This window comes from Saccharopolyspora sp. ID03-671 (assembly GCF_045278815.1).
GTDB classification, from domain to species: Bacteria; Actinomycetota; Actinomycetes; order Mycobacteriales; family Pseudonocardiaceae; genus Saccharopolyspora; species Saccharopolyspora ipomoeae.
The window spans coordinates 5,497,076-5,513,177 of the sequence record NZ_CP134054.1 but is presented as its reverse complement, the minus strand read 5'-3'; the positions used below and the strand labels follow the sequence as shown (position 1 = coordinate 5,513,177).

Here is a 16,102-nt window from a genome sequence, read left to right as displayed (position 1 = left end):
CGAATTCGCCGCCACGCGCGCCCTTCTCAGCAAAGGGAGAGAACCTCATGAGCGTCAACGCCGACCGCCGGAGCGCACCCCCGACCGACCCGGAACGCGGACCCGCGGCCTTCGCGCGACCGGAGGACATCCTGTCCGCGCTGGCGCTGCCGACCCGCGGCACCACGTACTCGCTCTCGGTGCCCCGCTTCACCGGGATGCCGCTGTTCGGGTCGCACCCGCCGTTCCAGGTGAGCATGTCGCGCACACCCTCGGGATTGCGCGCCGAGGGTCGTCAGCCGTGGGGCCCACGCAACGACGTCAACCTCGGATACATGGCCGAACTCGTCAGCGCGACCTCGCACTGCGGGGCGCACGTGGACGCCCTAGCGCACATGACCATCGGCGAGGACGACCACTGGTACGGGGGCGGCAAGGCGAGCGAGCACCTCGGCGATGGCGGCCCGCGCCACGGCGACGCGTCCAAGCTGCCGCCGTTCATCACCCGCGGCGTCATGCTCGACGTTCCCGCCTATCGCGGTGTCGAGGCGCTGCCCAAGTCCGATCCGGTCACCGACGACGAGCTGCGGGCGATCGCGCAGCACCAGAACACCGAGGTGCGCCCCGGCGACGTCCTGCTGATCCGCACCGGATACCTCGGGAAGTGGCCGGATCCGGAGGGCCTGGCCCGCCACGCGACGGCGGGGCCGGACATCAGCGCCGCCCGGTGGCTGCTCGACAGAGGAGTCGTCGCCGCGGGAAGCGACACCGAGACCTTCGAGGTCCAACCAGCACCCGATCCGGGCGAACCCGCCAACCCGCAGCCGGTGCACACCCTCCTGCTCATCGAGAACGCCATCTACCTCTTCGAGTCGATCTACCTCGAAGAGCTCGCCCGCGACGGCGTGCACGAGTTCCTGTTCGTGGCACTACCCATCAAGATCGAAGGAGCTACGGGATCGATGCTCGACCCCGTGGCGATCGTCTGACCACCGACGTCGACGTCCGGCCCGTGAGTGAGTCAGCGGGCCGGACGGAGGCGTGCGCGGTCAGGGTGCGCAGGTGCCCGGGTCGAGGTTGAGCAGCGGGTCGTCCGCGGGCACGTCCGAGAACGGCGCCCTGGTCCACTCGCTGATCGAGTTGCCGGTCTGGATCAGCCACGACGTGGTTCCGTCGTAGGTCTCGGACTCGAAGTCGTACTGCGCGCTGACGATGCGCAGCATCGGCCCCTTGCCCGATTCCTCGCACTGGTAGCCGGAGCGGGCGCTGATCCCGCCGCCCTCGTAGAAGGTGAACGGTTCGCCGCCGTTGTCGACGGCCACCACGCCGATCGCCGGGTCGTACTTGAACAGCTGGAAGTGCTGCGTGTTCGCCCCCGTCACCGTGGTCACGGCGACTTCGGCGGCACCGTCCCGGTTCACGTCGGTCACCCGCGGCGTTTGCGGTGCCTGCAGCTGAGCAGGCGCGGTCGTCTCCACCGGCCCCTGCGGCAGGTCGAACGTGATCGACTGCGTCGACTCGTCCAGCAACCGCACCGTCACGGCGTTCGCGGTGCCGTCACCGTCCACGTCGGCGTAGACGGTCTGCGGCTCCCCCTGAGCGGAGGCCACCGGCCCCGCGACCGCAGCCCCGGCACCCGCCAGCGCCACGACCCCGAGCAACACCTTCCCCTTGCGAATCATGAGTCCCCCCAGATCGATTCGAAACACCATTCCCGGCCCGGCTTCGCGCGGACCTGCCCACAAGACGTCCGGGACCCGCCCCGCGTTGCCCACCCGACCGAAAGTGGGAGCGAACCCGGCCCGGGTCAGGGCGGGCCGGGTTCGTCCGCGGGGACGTGCGCGTGGTGCGGCGCGGTGAGCGCGACCGCGTCCAAGGAGAGGTGGTGCTGGTCGGCGTAGAGGGCCCGGACCAGGCCGTAGCACATCGCGAGCATGATCACGCTGAACGGCAGGGCCGTGGTGATCGCGGCCGTCTGCAGGGCCACCAGACCTCCCGCACCGGCCAGCAGCAGCACGGCAGCGACGGCCCCTTCGAGCACGGCCCAGAACACGCGCTGGATCTTCGGCGTGTCGGCGATGCCTCCCGAGGTCAGCAGGTCGATGACCAGCGATGCCGAATCCGATGAGGAGATGAAGTACAGGGTGACCAGGACGATGGCGAGAGCGGTCGTCACCGTCGAGAGCGGCAGCTGGTCGAACAGGCCGAACAGGGCGATGGCGGGTTCTTCGGCCACTTCGGCCGACAGCGCACCGCCCGTCGCGGCGTCGGCGGAGAAGGCGCTGTTCCCGAAGACCGCGAGCCACAGGAACGTGAAGGCCGTGGGCACGAGGAGCACTCCGAACACGAATTCGCGAATCGTCCGGCCGCGCGAGATCCGGGCGATGAACATCCCCACGAACGGCGCCCAGCTGATCCACCACCCCCAGTAGAAGAGGGTCCAGGCCGCCTGCCACCCGGTGCGCGCGTCGGCATCGGTCCACAGCGTCGTCTCGGGCAGGGTCTGGACGTAGGTGCCGATCTGCTGGACGAAGTGCGCCAGCACGTCGGTGGTCGATCCGGCGACCACGACGAACACCATGAGGGCGACGCCGACGCACAGGTTCGCCACCGCCAACCGGAGAATTCCCTTGTCGAGCCCGAGCAGCAGCGACCCGATCGCCGCGAGCGTGATCCCGGCGATCAGGAGCACCTGCACGGTGACGTTCTGGGGCAGGAGGTTCAAGCTGTCCAGGCCCGCGTTGACCTGCAACACCCCGAACCCGAGCGAGGTGGCGACGCCGAACATCGTCCCGAAGACGGCGAAGACGTCGACCGCGTCACCGAGCCGACCGTGGATGCGGTCGCCCAGCAGCGGGTACAGGGCGCTGCGGATCGACAGCGGAAGCCGGTGCCGGTAGGAGAAGTAGGCCAGGCACACGCCCACCACGATGTAGACCGCCCAGGCGTGCAGTCCCCAGTGGAAGAACGTGAAGCGCATCGCCTCCGCGCGCGCCTCAGCACTGCCCGGCTGCGCCATCGGCGGATCGGCCACGTGCGAAAGGGGTTCCGCGACGGCCCAGAACACCAGCCCGATCCCCATCCCCGCGGTGAACAGCATCGCGAACCACGTGAGGTACCGGTACTCCGGGCGGCTGTCGGGCGGGCCGAGGCGGACTCGGCCGAAGCGACTGGCACCGAGCCACACCGCGAAGACGAGAACGCCCCGACCACGAGGATGTAGTACCAGTCCAGGGTCGCGGCGATGCCGTCCTGCGCCGCTTCGAAGAAGCCGTGCAGGGCATCGGTCGCCACGACCCCTGCTACGAGGAAACCCAGGATCACCGCGATCGAGACAGCGGAGACCACCGGGTTCGTCCGAAGTCGAAAACGCATCGGAATCCGCACTCCCCTCAAGAGCGAGACGCGAAAAGGGGGTTCCCGCGCGACTGTTGCACGCGGTCGTCGCGGCTGCCCGGCAACCTCGGCGGCCACTGCCCGAGTGGCGTCGCTCAGGACTGCATCGGACCCTCGAACGAGTGGAGTTTGCCCGTCCGCTTCGCCGGGTACGCCGGAGGCCGCGAATCAGGGGGAACGAGGATGTCTGACCTGAGCAATGCGATCGTCGTGGGCGTCGACGGGTCCGATCAGGCGCTCAGCGCGGTGACCTGGGCGGCGAAGGCGGCTTCGGCCCGCGGCCTGTCGCTGCACCTGGTCTCGTCGACCGAGCCCTACTTCCGCGGTCCCTACGGCGCGGCCGCTGCGGTGGCGCCCGAGGCGTTCAGCGAGATCGACGAGCTGGCCCGCACCCGGCTGCGCAACGCCGCCAAGCGCGCGGCCGGGGCCGACGCGGCCCTGGAGGTGACCACCGAGTTCGTGCAGCAGCAGCCGATCCCGCTGCTGCTGCACCTCGCGGAGAGCGCCCGGATGCTCGCGCTCGGCACGTCCGGGCGCGGCGGCTTCACGGGCATGCTGCTCGGCTCGACGGCCGCCTCCGTCGCCGCCCACGCGGCCTGCCCGGTGGCCGTGGTGCGCCCGCCGAAATCCCCGGACGGCCCGGTCGTGGTGGGCGTGGACGGCAGCGCGATCAGCACCGACGCGCTCGCCGCCGCCTTCGCCGAGGCCTCGTGGCGCCGGGTGGCGCTCGTGGCCGTGCACGCCTCCCGCGACCACGAGCCCTCGATCCGCGAGGTCGGCCTCGGTCGCACCGAACCGGACCCGCAGGAGCCCGAGCTCGTCCTGGCCGCGAGCCTCGCGGGCCTCCAGGAGCAGCACCCCGACGTGCGGGTCGAACGCGACACCGTCAACAGCAGGCCCCGGGACGCGCTGCTGGACCGGAGCGCTCGCGCTCAGCTCGTCGTGGTCGGCAGTCGAGGGCGAGGAGGTTTCCTCGGCATGCTCCTCGGCTCGACCAGCCAAGCCCTCCTCCAGCACGCGCACTCCCCGGTCCTCGTCGTCCACCCCACCCGCTGAACGGGCCCGATCACCCGGCCGCCAGCACGGCGGCGAGCCCGTCGCGGAGGTCGTCGACGAAGTACCCCGGTACCTCCAGCGACGGGAAATGGCCCCCGGACGTCGGTTCGTTCCACCGGACGATCCGGCGGTACCGCTGCTCCGCCCAAGGACGCGGGCACTTCTCGGTGTCGCGGGGGTAGATCGTGATCGCCGCCGGGACGTCGACCCGCAGGTCGGGGTCGAGCGAGTTGTGGCTCTCGTAGTAGATGCGGGCCGCCGACGCACCGGACCGCGTCAACCAGTAGAGCGTGACGTCGTCCAGGACCCGGCCCCTGGAGATCGTCTCGAACGGGCCGTCCTCGGTGTCCGACCACTCCGCGAACTTGTCGAGAAGCCAGGCCAGCAGCCCGACCGGCGAGTCGACGAGCGAGTACCCGATGGTCTGCGGCCGCGTGGCCTGCTGCTTGGCGTAGGCCGCGCGGCGGTGCCAGAAGTCGTGGGTCTCCTCCGCCCACCTGCGCTCGGTCGCGGTCAGCCCGTCCGTCGTCGAATCGGGCGTGCCCGCCGCGAAGGTCGAGTGGATGCCGAGCACGTGCTCGGGGAACCTGCCGCCGAGCACGGTCGTGATGTTGCCGCCCCAGTCGCCGCCGTGCGCCAGGAACCGGTCGTGGCCCAGCCTGCCCATCAGCTCCACCCACGCGGCCGCGATCTTCTCGGTTCCCCACCCGGTGGTGGTCGGTTTGTCGCTGTGGCCGAAGCCCGGCAGCGACGGGGCCACGACGTGGAACGCCGGCGCAGCCGGGTCGTCCGGGTCCGCCAGTTCGTCGATCACGTCGACGAACTCGGCGACGCTGCCCGGCCACCCGTGAGTCATCAGCAGCGGAACGGCGTCGGGTCGCGGGGACCGGCGGTGCAGGAAGTGGATTCCCAGGCCGTCGACGGTGGTGCGGAACTGGCCGATCCGATCGAGGCGCTGCTCGAACGACCGCCAGTCGTACCCGGTGCGCCAGTGGTCGACGACGTCGACGAGGTCGGCGAGCGGAACGCCCTGCGCCCACCGGTCCTGGCCGCGGACGGTTTCGGCCTCCGGTAACCGCGCGGCGGCGAGCCGCGAGCGCAGATCGTCGAGATCGGCATCGGTCGCGCGGGCCTCGAACACCTGAACATCGCTGGGCTGACGGGACATGAGAGCCTCCTGGCCATCGAAGAACCGGCTAAGACGGTTCTAGCATCCGCCGCAGCGACCAGCAACCGGCTAAGCTGGTTCCATGCCCGCTGAGTTCCCCGACTTCCGCCTCGGCACCGAGCTGGCGACCAGCTTCACGGCGACCCTGACCGAGCGCTCCGGTGACCCGGTGGAGCGCGTCCCGACCCCGCAGCGACTCCTCGACTGGCTGGCGCTGCACGACCTCGCCGCGAACTCCTGCTCCGCCGCGCAGCTCGACCGCGCGCGGGAGCTGCGGGAAGCGATCCACGCCGCCGCGACGGCGGCCGCGACCGGAGGTCCTCTCCCCGCACCCGCCCTCCAGGTGATCAACGACCGCAGCGCTCGGGGACGGGCCGCGGCCGTCCTGACGCCTGAGGGCGAAAGGCGCTGGCAGCTGGGATCTTCGTCCGTCGAGGACGCCCTCAGCGTGATCGCCGCCGATGCGGTCGAGATCATCGCGGGCGAGCGGGCCGGGAGGCTCGCCCTGTGCGCCTCGCCGACCTGCCGAGCCGCCTTCTTCGACACCAGCCAGAGCCGCAGCCGCAAGTGGTGCGACATGAACACGTGCGGGAACCGCCAGAAGAAGGCGCGCTTCAACGCCAACCACCGCAAGAGCACCCGCACGACGAAGTGACCCGGCGGCACAGCGACCAGTTCCGGCTCCAGCCCCGAGGAGTCCTCCGTGCGGACAGTTTTAGCCATAATTGACCGGACATTTCGGACATTGATCATGGGTGATTATGGCTAAAACCGTCCACTGCCAACCACCGTTGTCACGGTGCGCGGGCAGGCGAACCCGCCCCGCACCGTCACCGGTCAGGCGTCCGCGAACCAGCGTCGCTCGAGAAGTGCGCTGTGATGCCCGGTTCCGTTGCGGGCGTCGTAGGCGCGGGCCCGCTCGCGGGCCTCGGCGCGCCGCCGCTCGCCGTGCGCGCTGTCACCGCGCAGCAGGTGGAAGCGCGCCACCGCGGCCAGATCCTCGATCGCGTCCAGCGTGGTGAGGTCGAGGTTCTCCTCGGCGACGTCGACGATCTCCCGCGCGCCCGGAATCGGCGCACCGTCGGTCGCGCGCACCATCGCCCACACCGCGCACCGCCGGGCGACCGCGTCGAGCTCCTGCCCGTCGATGGCCGCCGTCAGCGCTTCCCACGCGTCGTCGGTCTTGCCGCACACCGCGAGGTAGCCCGCGCGGTCGACCTCGATCGTCATGATGCGGTGCGGTGCGCCCACCATCCCGGGGACGCGCACGTCGAGCTCGCGCAGCGCTTCCGCTGCGTCGAACGCCCCCGTGATGGCGCTCATCAACCCGATCGTCATGGTCTTCTCCGGTGCCCACCAGTCCGATCCCTCGGCCAGCCACCGATCCATCCAGTCCTCGGCGGCGTCCCGCTCACCGGTGTGCGCGTGCCAGTACGCGCGGGCCACGGCGAGTTCGGGGGCGCCGTGGCCGGATCGCCGGGTCTCGTGGTCGAGCTGGTTCAGGAAACCTTCGACGGTCGCGCGCGGCACCGCCGGATCGTCGAGCATCGCCGAGAGCGGTTGGACCACCATCGCCGACATGGCCTCGGCCGTGCTCTCCGGGATCTCGTGCCTGCGCTGCTTCAGCAGCTCCATCGTGGGCACGAACAGCCGGAAGCCCTCGGCGTGCGCGCCGCGCTCGAACACCGAGAACAGCTGGAACATCCGCGCCGACACCATGTGCAGTGCGGAGTCGAGCCGCGCGGCGTCGGCGTACAGCGCGTCGAGGATCCGCTCCTGCTCGGGGCCCGGTTCCATCGCCGCCGCCGCGAGGTAGTTGTCGTTCACCCGCTCCAGCTCGGCGACCTCGTCCTCGCTGAGCCGCGCGAGGTACTCGTCGAACTCGTTCACGGCCTGCCTCCTGCCACGTCGGTGCTGGTCGCTGCGGTGATGAGGGTGCTGAGGCTGTCGCCGAGCAGCAGGTGGTCGTCATCGCTGAGCGTCTGGCCGGTGTGCAGGCGCCCCAGCACGGACAGCGCCCGCACCGCGTGCCCGGCGACGTCGTCGGGCAGCGCACCGCCGAGAGCGCGGACGGCGGGCGAGGCCACGTTGAGCACGAGACGCGGGCCGGCGGGTTCCCAGCGCGCGGCGATTCCGCCGAGGACCGATCCCCAGCCGCTGCTCGCGGCCGAGTCCGGATGCCACGCGTCGTCCGCGGCGAGTTCGAGCGCGGCCACGGATTCGACGCCGAGGTCGACCACCTGCGCCCGGTGGCCGGGCAGCGCTGAGGCCACCAGCCGCTCGATCGACGCGACCAGGACCGGGTCTGCCGCGGGCGCGGCGTCCTCGACGAACGCCTCCAGGTCGAGGTGGCGCACCGACACGTCCACATCGGACTGGCCGAGAGCGGCCAGCAGCTGCGGTTCGTGGACGTGACAGGCGTCGATCAGGACCAGGTCGTGGTGGCGGGCGAGCGGCGCGAGCGCCCGGAACTGCGGGGCGAACAGCACCGGGTGCAGCACCCGGGCAGGCGGCTCGGTGTCCGTGCCCGCGACCAGCTGCCGCAGCGTCCGCTCACCCCGGGACGTGCCGAAACGCAGGTGGTCGTACATGAACGCGAACATCGTCGGGTCGGTGAACGCCATCGCCCGCAACCCCACGGCGTGCGCTTCGACGAACCTCCGGAACGTGTCCGGGTGCGAGCGGGCCAGCTCCTCGACGTGCCGCTGGATCTGCTCGCCGACGGCCGCGGCCGCCTCCCGGACCAGCTTCGTGTCCTGCAGCGACTCCCGCGATGCGGTCAGCGGCAGCGTGCCGGCGTCGACGATCAGACGCGCGAAGTACGCCCAGTCGGGTGCCAGCTGGGTGTTGTCGTCGGCCACGAGCATCCCTCGGGCGTGGACCACGTCGCCGCCGCGACGAGCCGAGGCGGTCTCCTCCGGTGTCACGAAGGCGACGCCCCGCACGCCCAGCAGCGGCACGTCGATGCGCACCGTGGTGAGGGGATCGAAACCGAAGGTCTCGACGCACAGCCGGGCCCTGGTCTCGGCGTCGAGGTCTTGCGGCGCGGTCGCCGTGCTCACCCGCACCGGGACACCCGCGGCGTCGACGACGTCGACGGGCGTGTCGAGGTAGCGGGCGAACTCCCTCGCCACCCGGACCAGCCGACGCGGGGTCGCCCACGCCCGCTCCTCCGGCCGCGGCCGGACGATGATCCGCGATCCGGGTTCGCGCAGGGCTTCCGGCGCCTCGGTGATCTCGTAGGTCCCGTCGCTGGAACCCACCCACCGCACCGTGGGAGCGTGGTCGGTCTTCGCGCTGCGCGAGATCACCTCGACCGCGTCACCGATGAGGAAGCACGACAGCAGCCCGATCCCGAACCGGCCGAGGAAGTCCTGCTGCGCCCGCTCCAGGTCGGCGCGCTTGGACGACGCGCCGATCGTCGCCAGCAGCGCCCGCATCTCGCCCGCGTCGAGCCCGATCCCGTTGTCCGCGACGACGATCGCTCCGTCCTCGACGGACACCTGGATCAGCCCGGGAGCATCCGCCGCACCCCGCGCCACGACGGCGTCGCGCGCGTTCTGCAGCAGCTCCCGCAGGAACACGCGCGGACTCGAATACAGGTGCTGGGACAGGATTTCCACGACACCGCGCAGATCGACCTGGAACAGCTCGGTCCTACCGCCCGCACCCGGGCTCGCCTCGTTCACGCGGCCCAGCCTAGAGGCCGCGCCCCGCCGAGAAGCCGGTTTCGCCGCAGAAGGCGAGCGGCCACCCGGCGGACAGGGCATTCGGACTCGCGTCTCCGCGACCGCGCTCGACGGCTTGCTTGAAGCGATGAATCAGTGGTTCACTTCTTGGATGCCTTATCGACGGACCCCCGCGGTGCAGGCGCGGCTGGACGCGCAGCGGGAACTGGTGCTGGAGGCCGCGATCGCCCTGCTGGCCGAGCGTGGATACGCGGCGTGCTCGATGGCGGCGGTGGCGGCGAAGGCCGGGATCGCCACCGGCAGCGTTTACCAGCACTTCCCCAGCAAGGCCGAGCTGGCCGCGGAGCTGTTCCGCACCGTGGTGTCCCGCGAAGTCGCGGCGGTGTCCGAGGCGTCGCAGCGGCCCGGGGACTTGCGGGAGCGGATCGTGGCGGTCGTCGAGACCTTCGCCGGTCGCGCGCTGAAGGCGCCCCGGCTGGCCTATGCGCTGTTGGCCGAACCGGTCGACCCCGCGGTGGATGCCGAGCGGCTGGTGTTCCGCGAGGCGTTCCGCGACGTCTTCGCCGAACGGATCGCCGAGGGGATCGAGTCCGGCGCGCTACCGGCGCAGGATCCGCGCTTGACCGCCTCGGCGTTGGTCGGCGCGGGCGCGGAGGCGCTGGTCGGCCCGTTGGCCGAGGGCGCGGCGGGACCGGACACGATTCCCGGTCTGGTCACCTTCACCCTGCGAGCCCTGGGAGTTGCGCATGTCAGCGACGCATGAGGGTTCCAATCAGGTTCCACGCTGGTGGACTACGACGTCTCCGACAACCCGACGCTGCCGGAAGTTCTCCGGCGCGAAGACGCGGAGCGGGCCGAGGACGAGATCCGCGAACTCGGCGCGCTCGCTGCTGCACCAGCACGGCCATCCCGCTGTCGCCGACGCCTTCTGCGCCTCCCGCCTGGATCGCGATCGGGGCGTGGCCTTCGGGACGTTGCCCTCCGGTGTGGACGCGGGAACGGTGTGAACGAGTTCCCGCCCGAACCGCCTCCCCCGTGACACCGCACATCTCAGCCGCTCACATGTCAAGAGGTCCACGATGAGCACGACCACGAACTCGCACAGCGGACGGGATCGCGTCGCCGAGCGCTTGCAGCGCTCCTCCGCGAAGCAGTCCTACGACCCCGACGTCGACATCGACTGGGACGCCCCGCTGGTGGACGGGGCCTACGGCAAACCGCCGCACCGCTGCTCGCTGTACGGAACGCCCCTGTGGGAAGGGCTTTCGGAGCAGCAGCGAGCCGAACTGAGCATGCAGGAACTCAGCGCCAGCACGGCTTCGGGAATCTGGTTCGAGCTGATGCTCATGCAAGGCCTGACCCGGTACGCCTACAGCGCCGACCCGACCTCGCACCGCGCGCATTACGCGCTGACCGAGATCGCCGACGAATGCCGTCATTCCACGATGTTCGGCAAGGCCATCGACAAGATCGACGGGAACGTGCGGCGGCCCAGCAGGTTCGGCCACCGGGCAGGCAAGGTGTTCGGTGCGGTGGCCGGGCCGACCCTGCTGTTCGCCGGGGCGATCTACGTCGAGGAACTGGCCGACGCCATGCAGCGGGAGATCATGCGCGCCAAGAGCCTGCAACCGCTGGGCCGGATGGTCTCGCGCATCCACGTGCTCGAAGAGGCGCGGCACATCAGCTTCGCCAAGGACGAACTCGAACGCGCCTGGTGCTCGCACGGCCCCCTCGCGCGGGAAGCGATCCGCTGGTCCATCGCGGGCATGATGGTGGTGGCAACCGCGGAGTTCCTGCATCCCAAGGCCTACACCTCCGTCGGGCTCGACCCGCGCGAGGCCAAGCGCGTCGCCGAGGCCAACCCGCACTGGCGCCGGACCAAGGCCGACTGGGCGCGCAAAGCGGTCGAGCTCTTCGAGGGCATGGGCATCATCGGCGGCCCCAGCAGGCGGCTCCTGCGCCGCGCGGGACTGGTCGACTGACCGGCGGCCGGTTTCGTCGAGACCGAGGGGGACCCGACCCATGACGTCCGACGTCGTGCTGGTTCGGGCAGCGGACGTCACGGCACCCACTGAGCACCACCGAGAGGAGCGGACATGACCGACGCGCACGAGGACGACGACTACCGCGGTCCCGCCGTCGTCGTCACCCAGGACCGGGAGATCCGGGTGAACGTGGTGCTGCGCGGGCACTTCCAGCCCATCGACGGCCGCTACCACTGGTACGGGCGCCTCGCCGCGTCCGAGGAGATCACCGAACTGGCCGCGCACGGCCGCGTCGAGGTCGTGCTGCGCACCGCTGGTACCGAGGCACCCGGCCCCCTCTCCGACCGCGACCCCTGGGGACGCTTGCGCATCAGCGGACTCGGGCGCCCACCGTTCGCGCTGCCCACCTCCCTCGACGACCCGGCCGAACCAACGACCACACCCGCCCCGACGCAGAACCGATCATGAGAACGGTCCCGATCGGCCCCTCCCACACGCGTTCGAGGGACACGGCGGTCAGCCAGAACGCGCCGCACCTCAGTTCGAAGCCTTGGCGGCCTGGTGCAGCTGTACGCAGCATTCGCCGGTGCGGGGGGCCAGGGTGGCTTCGACGGCGGGCGCGCGCAGCCCGGCGAGGAAGCCGTCGAGGAAGGCGTGGTTGATCCCGCAGACCAGGTCCGGGGATTGGGCGGCCAGTGGGTGGAAGGGGCAGTTGAGCAGCCGCACACACCCTGGTGACCGGCGGGAGGGTTCGAATCCGTACTGGGCCAGGACCGTCTCGGCGTGGGTCAGTGCGCGTTCGACGCTGAGCTTGCCGAGGCGACTCCGCGCGCGCTCGGCGGCGCCGAGTTGGTGGCCGCGTTCGCGCGCGGTGCGCAGCGCGGCGTGCCGGGCGGTTTCGCCCTTTCCCTCGCCCTCGGTAAGTACCGCCTGCAGCAGGATGTCGGCGAGCAGGTCGTGCTGGCGGGGCGGGATGCTGACCCGGATGTCGACGTCGGCCGGTACGTAGACCTTCGGGGTCCTGCCGACCTTGCGGATCCCGCCGACCGGTTCGAACCGGGCCGTCAGCAGCTCGGCGTCGACGAGCTTGTCGAGGTGGAAGGCGGCGAGCTTGCGGGAGATCCCGACTGCGGCGGCCGCCTCGTCGCGGGTCACCGGCCGCCGGGCATGGCGGATGAACTCGTACATCCCGCGCCGGAGCTCGTCGTCCAGGACGGCCACGGCCGCGATCGGGAGCCCCGGGTTCTCGCCGCGTGTGTTCACCACGCCACCGTAGCGCGGTTTCACCAATACGGGTGCGCCGAAACGGCTCGATCTCACTCGCGTCGCTGCGCACTTGCCTCTCCGCCCCAATAAAACTAACGTTTCTTGGTGAAAAGGGGAGGGCGCTGTGGACGGTCCGCAGGAACAGGCGAAGCACCCGGTGAGCGCGGCGCTGGCCGGCCCGTACGGGCATCCGTTTCATCCGATCCTGGTCACCGTGCCGATCGGGGCGTGGGTCGCCGGTCTCGTGTTCGACCTGGCTTCGTGGCTGGTAGCCGATCCCGGCTTCCTGGCGCAGGGCTCGGTCTGGCTGATCGGACTCGGTGTGCTCGGCGCCGTGGCCGCGGCCCTGGTCGGCCTGTTGGACCTGTTCGCCATCCCCACCGGCACGCCGGCATTTCGTCTCGGGCTGATGCACATGACGCTGAACCTCGCGGTCATCGCCGCCTACGCGGTCAACTTCGCGTGGCGCCAGGCGGACTACGGCCAACCGGGGCCGGTCTCAGCCGGAATGCTCGCGGTCTCGGCAGCCAGCCTGATCGTGCTGGCGGTGTCGGGGTACCTCGGCGGCAAGCTGGCCTACCGCTACGGCGTCCGAGTGGCCGACGAAACCACCCAGGCCACCGGCTACACCACCAGGGACGATCCAGCCGACCGCTGACCACACGCCGCCTCGAACTCGGCTCGCACCGCCACCACCACGACAGGAGACCTCCCTCATGGCACTCGCAGCTTTGATCACCTGGTTGATCACCGCCGTCGGCGGCTTCGTCATGCTCGGCACCTGGATCGCCAAAGGCGGCCCGAAGAAGAACAGTCATCTTCCGCCTGCGGTGATCTTCGGGCACTTCGCGCTGGCCGCGATCGGACTGGTCGTGTGGATCATCTACGTGTTCACCGACAACCACGCGATCGCCTGGACGGGCTTCGGCCTGCTGCTGCCGGTGGCGCTGCTGGGCTTCGCGATGCTGTTCCGCTGGCTCCCCGTCTACCGCGCCCGGTCGGCCGCCGGTGGCCCCGGAACCACCGGACAGCAAGACCTGGCCGAGAAGCACTTCCCGGTCAGCGTGGTCGCCGGGCACGGGATCTTCGCCGTCGCCACGGTCGTGCTCGCCCTGCTGGCCGCCCTCGGACTCTGATGACTCCGCACCCGACCACGCCCGCCGCGCCACCCGCACCGACACACGAGGACCTGCCCATGACTTCCGGCCCCGCCCTGCGCGTCGTACACGAGCCCGACACCGGCATCGACCTCGACGCCGCCGAACGCGCCGCAGGGCAGCTGTTACGGGCGCTGGGGATCTCCACCGACTCCGAGAGCCTGTCCGGCACCCCCGGCCGGATGGCCCGCGCCTACGCCGAACTGTTCACCCCGCGCCCGTTCGACCTGACCACCTTCCCCAACGAGGAGGGCTACGACGAACTCGTGCTCGCCCGCGCCATCCCGGTGCGCTCGGTCTGCGAGCACCACCTGCTGCCCTTCGTCGGCACCGCCCACGTCGGCTACCTGCCCGGCGAGCGCATCCTCGGACTGTCCAAACTCGCCCGCATCGTCGAGCACTTCGCCTGCCGCCCCCAAGTCCAGGAACGCCTGACCAAACAAGTCGCCGACTGGCTCGGTGAACACCTGCAACCCAAAGGCGTCGGAGTGGTCATCGATGCCGAACACACCTGCATGACCTTGCGCGGAGTCCAAGCCACCGGCGCACGCACCGTGACCTCCACACTGCTCGGCACCCTGCGCACCGATGCCCGTTCCAGGCAGGAATTCTTCTCCCTGACCGGTGTCAACGGCGCCTAACAGCACCTCTTCGGTGCGGTCGACGGGGTACCGGGGCACGGTCATCAGGCATACACCGAATACCGAGCCCAAGTCGACCTCGGGCTCGAATCGGTCATACCGCGGTCAACACCGTGCCCGAACAACAAAACGCCCTGTCGGCAACAACGCCGACAGGGCTTTCACCTGCAGAAGAAATGGTGCGCGATACTGGGATTGAACCAGTGACCTCTACCGTGTCAAGGTAGACAGCCGCAGCCGCCCGACCTGCGAAAATCGAGAATCCGCAGGTGGAAACAACGCTGTTGCGACCGCTCATATCCGGTTGAGTGCAGTTCGACGCACATCTATCCTCCCAAAATCCTCCCAGATTTCTGCTCCCACGACAATGGAGATCGCTTCAGGGCGCACAACTCGCGCGCAGCCCGTCCGGCAAGCTCGGCCCCCAGTTCCTACTCCTCAGTGATCAACGAGCCCATCGACTCAAGGTTCTCCGAATCGCCACCGCGTCCCGCTTGAACTCCTCGCGAAACTTCGACTTCCGTGCCACCAAGGACACTTCCTCCACAGGACCCACAGGACCCACAGGACCCACAGGACCCACAGGACCCACAGGACCCACAGGACCCAGAATCAGGGTGTCCACACCCAAGGGGGAGGCCCACCGGCCGGGCGGCATCCCCCCTTCTGTGAGGTCATCTCGGCAAGTCGTCTCCATCATGGGTAGCGGCCTTAAAGGCCGTTTTCAGCGGAGACCACCCGTTGTCGGTGGTGTAGGGACCTCCGTCGCTACCGTCGTGCCAGTAGCGCAGGCAGAAGCCTCCGGATCCGGTGAGCTCTCGGATCGTTTGGTGGTCCACTTCCTCCGGTGACCAGCAGTCCTGGCTCCCGTTGTTGTTGCGGTCTTCGTCGTAGCCGTACTTCTGGTTGGCGAAGTAGCCCTGATCGATCGCCGAGCGGTAGGACACCGTGGGATCCTCCTCCGAGCCGACCAAGCTCCAGTCGATGCCAGATGCCCACGCGTCGTCAAGGCCGCGGTCACCAGCACCGGGCTCGGACTCGTGCAGCTTGTCGATGAACCCCGAGCCGCCGGCGTCGCTGGGCACCATTTGGTTCCACTGCCTGCACGGATCACCGTCCGAGGCCCAACTGTCTTCCGGGCACCCACCTCGCACGCCCTGGTGCGGCGTGCCGAGTGTCACGATGTCCTGTACGAACACGCTCTCCGGAAACCCCTCCCAGTCCTCGTAAGTGCCGAGCACCGCGACACGCGTGATCAGCCCTCCCATCGAATGCGCCACGATGTCGACGGGATTCTCCGGGCTGTAGTTGTCGTGGATGTAGTTGGCGAGATCCATGGCTATGTCCCGGATCGAAGTGCTGTTGTCCGCGTTCTTGTTCCCGAGCACGAAGTCGCACTGGTTCTGCCCGCCCACTTGGCCGGTATCGCCCTTGTAGTAGCCGATCGTCACCATCGATTCGCGGGACCGGCCGCCCTCGGACTGGTAGTACGTCAGGGCGTCGGCCCAGGTGCTGTTGTTGCAGTCTTTGCCGTCCTTAGCGCTGCCGTAACCATGTACGAGCAGCATCCTCGGCTGCTCGGCCGTGATGCCCGGGTTGGTTGCGGAGTCCGCGCCAGAAGCCTGCACAGCCGACGAAGTGCCGTTGGTGGATAGTGCCAGTACGGCCGCTGCCGCGATTGCCAGCCTCTTGCGGTGCCGGTTTCTCATCGTCACGCTCCCTTTCACCGGTTCAAAACGCGAAAGAGTCCGCGACGGCCCGCTCG

General features: G+C 69.8%; 16 protein-coding genes. 9 read left to right on the top strand and 7 right to left on the bottom strand.

Annotated features, from left to right (window positions below; all coding sequences use genetic code 11):
• Nucleotides 1–47 precede the first annotated feature (47 nt).
• Nucleotides 48–968 (top strand): cyclase family protein, encoded by a 921-nt coding sequence (locus REH65_RS25610; RefSeq protein ID WP_406689432.1) that lies wholly within the window; start codon nt 48–50, stop codon nt 966–968.
• A gap of 60 nt (nt 969–1,028) precedes the next feature.
• On the opposite strand, the gene REH65_RS25605 is transcribed toward REH65_RS25610, so the two are convergent.
• A complete protein-coding gene (locus REH65_RS25605) occupies nt 1,029–1,661 on the bottom strand; it encodes a hypothetical protein (protein WP_406689431.1) in 633 nt (210 codons plus the stop codon).
• A 125-nt stretch (nt 1,662–1,786) separates the two neighbouring features.
• A complete protein-coding gene (locus tag REH65_RS25600; protein ID WP_406693244.1) occupies nt 1,787–3,208 on the bottom strand; it encodes a BCCT family transporter in 1,422 nt (473 codons plus the stop codon).
• Between the two features lie 350 nt (nt 3,209–3,558).
• On the opposite strand from REH65_RS25600, the gene REH65_RS25595 reads away from it, so the two are divergent.
• Nucleotides 3,559–4,431 carry a universal stress protein gene (locus REH65_RS25595; protein ID WP_406689430.1) on the top strand — a complete coding sequence of 291 codons (873 nt, stop codon included), beginning with the start codon at nt 3,559–3,561 and terminating at the stop codon, nt 4,429–4,431.
• A gap of 10 nt (nt 4,432–4,441) precedes the next feature.
• Here REH65_RS25595 and REH65_RS25590 read toward each other — a convergent pair whose 3' ends face one another.
• A complete protein-coding gene (locus REH65_RS25590; protein WP_406689429.1) occupies nt 4,442–5,599 on the bottom strand; it encodes an epoxide hydrolase family protein in 1,158 nt (385 codons plus the stop codon).
• Nucleotides 5,600–5,681: 82 nt separating this feature from the next.
• Between REH65_RS25590 and REH65_RS25585 the strand changes: the two genes are divergently transcribed.
• A complete protein-coding gene (locus tag REH65_RS25585; RefSeq protein ID WP_406689428.1) occupies nt 5,682–6,254 on the top strand; it encodes a CGNR zinc finger domain-containing protein in 573 nt (190 codons plus the stop codon).
• Between the two features lie 182 nt (nt 6,255–6,436).
• Here REH65_RS25585 and REH65_RS25580 read toward each other — a convergent pair whose 3' ends face one another.
• Both REH65_RS25580 and REH65_RS25575 read right to left on the bottom strand, forming a co-directional pair.
• Nucleotides 6,437–7,489, bottom strand: a complete 1,053-nt coding sequence (locus tag REH65_RS25580; protein WP_406689427.1) for a hypothetical protein — start codon at nt 7,487–7,489, stop codon at nt 6,437–6,439.
• Entirely contained in the window at nt 7,486–9,288 is a 1,803-nt protein-coding gene (locus REH65_RS25575; RefSeq protein ID WP_406689426.1) for an HSP90 family protein, read from the bottom strand. Before REH65_RS25575 ends, REH65_RS25580 begins: the two co-directional genes overlap by 4 nt.
• A gap of 151 nt (nt 9,289–9,439) precedes the next feature.
• On the opposite strand from REH65_RS25575, the gene REH65_RS25570 reads away from it, so the two are divergent.
• The 3 genes from REH65_RS25570 to REH65_RS25560 all read left to right on the top strand — a co-directional run bounded on the left by REH65_RS25570 (nt 9,440) and on the right by REH65_RS25560 (nt 11,741).
• Complete coding sequence (locus tag REH65_RS25570) at nt 9,440–10,051, top strand: TetR/AcrR family transcriptional regulator (protein ID WP_281453978.1); 612 nt, start codon at nt 9,440–9,442, stop codon at nt 10,049–10,051.
• Between the two features lie 316 nt (nt 10,052–10,367).
• Entirely contained in the window at nt 10,368–11,270 is a 903-nt protein-coding gene (locus tag REH65_RS25565; protein WP_406689425.1) for a diiron oxygenase, read from the top strand.
• A gap of 114 nt (nt 11,271–11,384) precedes the next feature.
• Nucleotides 11,385–11,741 carry a DUF4873 domain-containing protein gene (locus REH65_RS25560; protein WP_406689424.1) on the top strand — a complete coding sequence of 119 codons (357 nt, stop codon included), beginning with the start codon at nt 11,385–11,387 and terminating at the stop codon, nt 11,739–11,741.
• Nucleotides 11,742–11,810: 69 nt separating this feature from the next.
• On the opposite strand, the gene REH65_RS25555 is transcribed toward REH65_RS25560, so the two are convergent.
• Nucleotides 11,811–12,536: a helix-turn-helix transcriptional regulator gene (locus tag REH65_RS25555; RefSeq protein ID WP_406689423.1), complete on the bottom strand. Its 726-nt coding sequence runs from the start codon at nt 12,534–12,536 to the stop codon at nt 11,811–11,813.
• 127 nt (nt 12,537–12,663) lie between these two features.
• Here REH65_RS25555 and REH65_RS25550 point away from each other — a divergent pair, with 127 nt between their 5' ends.
• From REH65_RS25550 to folE, 3 genes are read left to right on the top strand one after another with little or no spacing between them, the layout of a single operon-like run.
• Nucleotides 12,664–13,197: a DUF2231 domain-containing protein gene (locus REH65_RS25550; protein WP_406689422.1), complete on the top strand. Its 534-nt coding sequence runs from the start codon at nt 12,664–12,666 to the stop codon at nt 13,195–13,197.
• Nucleotides 13,198–13,255: 58 nt separating this feature from the next.
• The gene (locus REH65_RS25545) at nt 13,256–13,675 is read left to right on the top strand and encodes a hypothetical protein (RefSeq protein WP_406689421.1); all 420 of its coding nucleotides are present in this window, start codon (nt 13,256–13,258) and stop codon (nt 13,673–13,675) included.
• 59 nt (nt 13,676–13,734) lie between these two features.
• Nucleotides 13,735–14,337 carry a GTP cyclohydrolase I FolE gene (gene folE, locus REH65_RS25540; protein WP_406689420.1) on the top strand — a complete coding sequence of 201 codons (603 nt, stop codon included), beginning with the start codon at nt 13,735–13,737 and terminating at the stop codon, nt 14,335–14,337.
• A gap of 674 nt (nt 14,338–15,011) precedes the next feature.
• Here folE and REH65_RS25535 read toward each other — a convergent pair.
• Entirely contained in the window at nt 15,012–16,046 is a 1,035-nt protein-coding gene (locus tag REH65_RS25535; RefSeq protein ID WP_406689419.1) for a hypothetical protein, read from the bottom strand.
• Between the last annotated feature and the right edge of the window lie 56 nt (nt 16,047–16,102).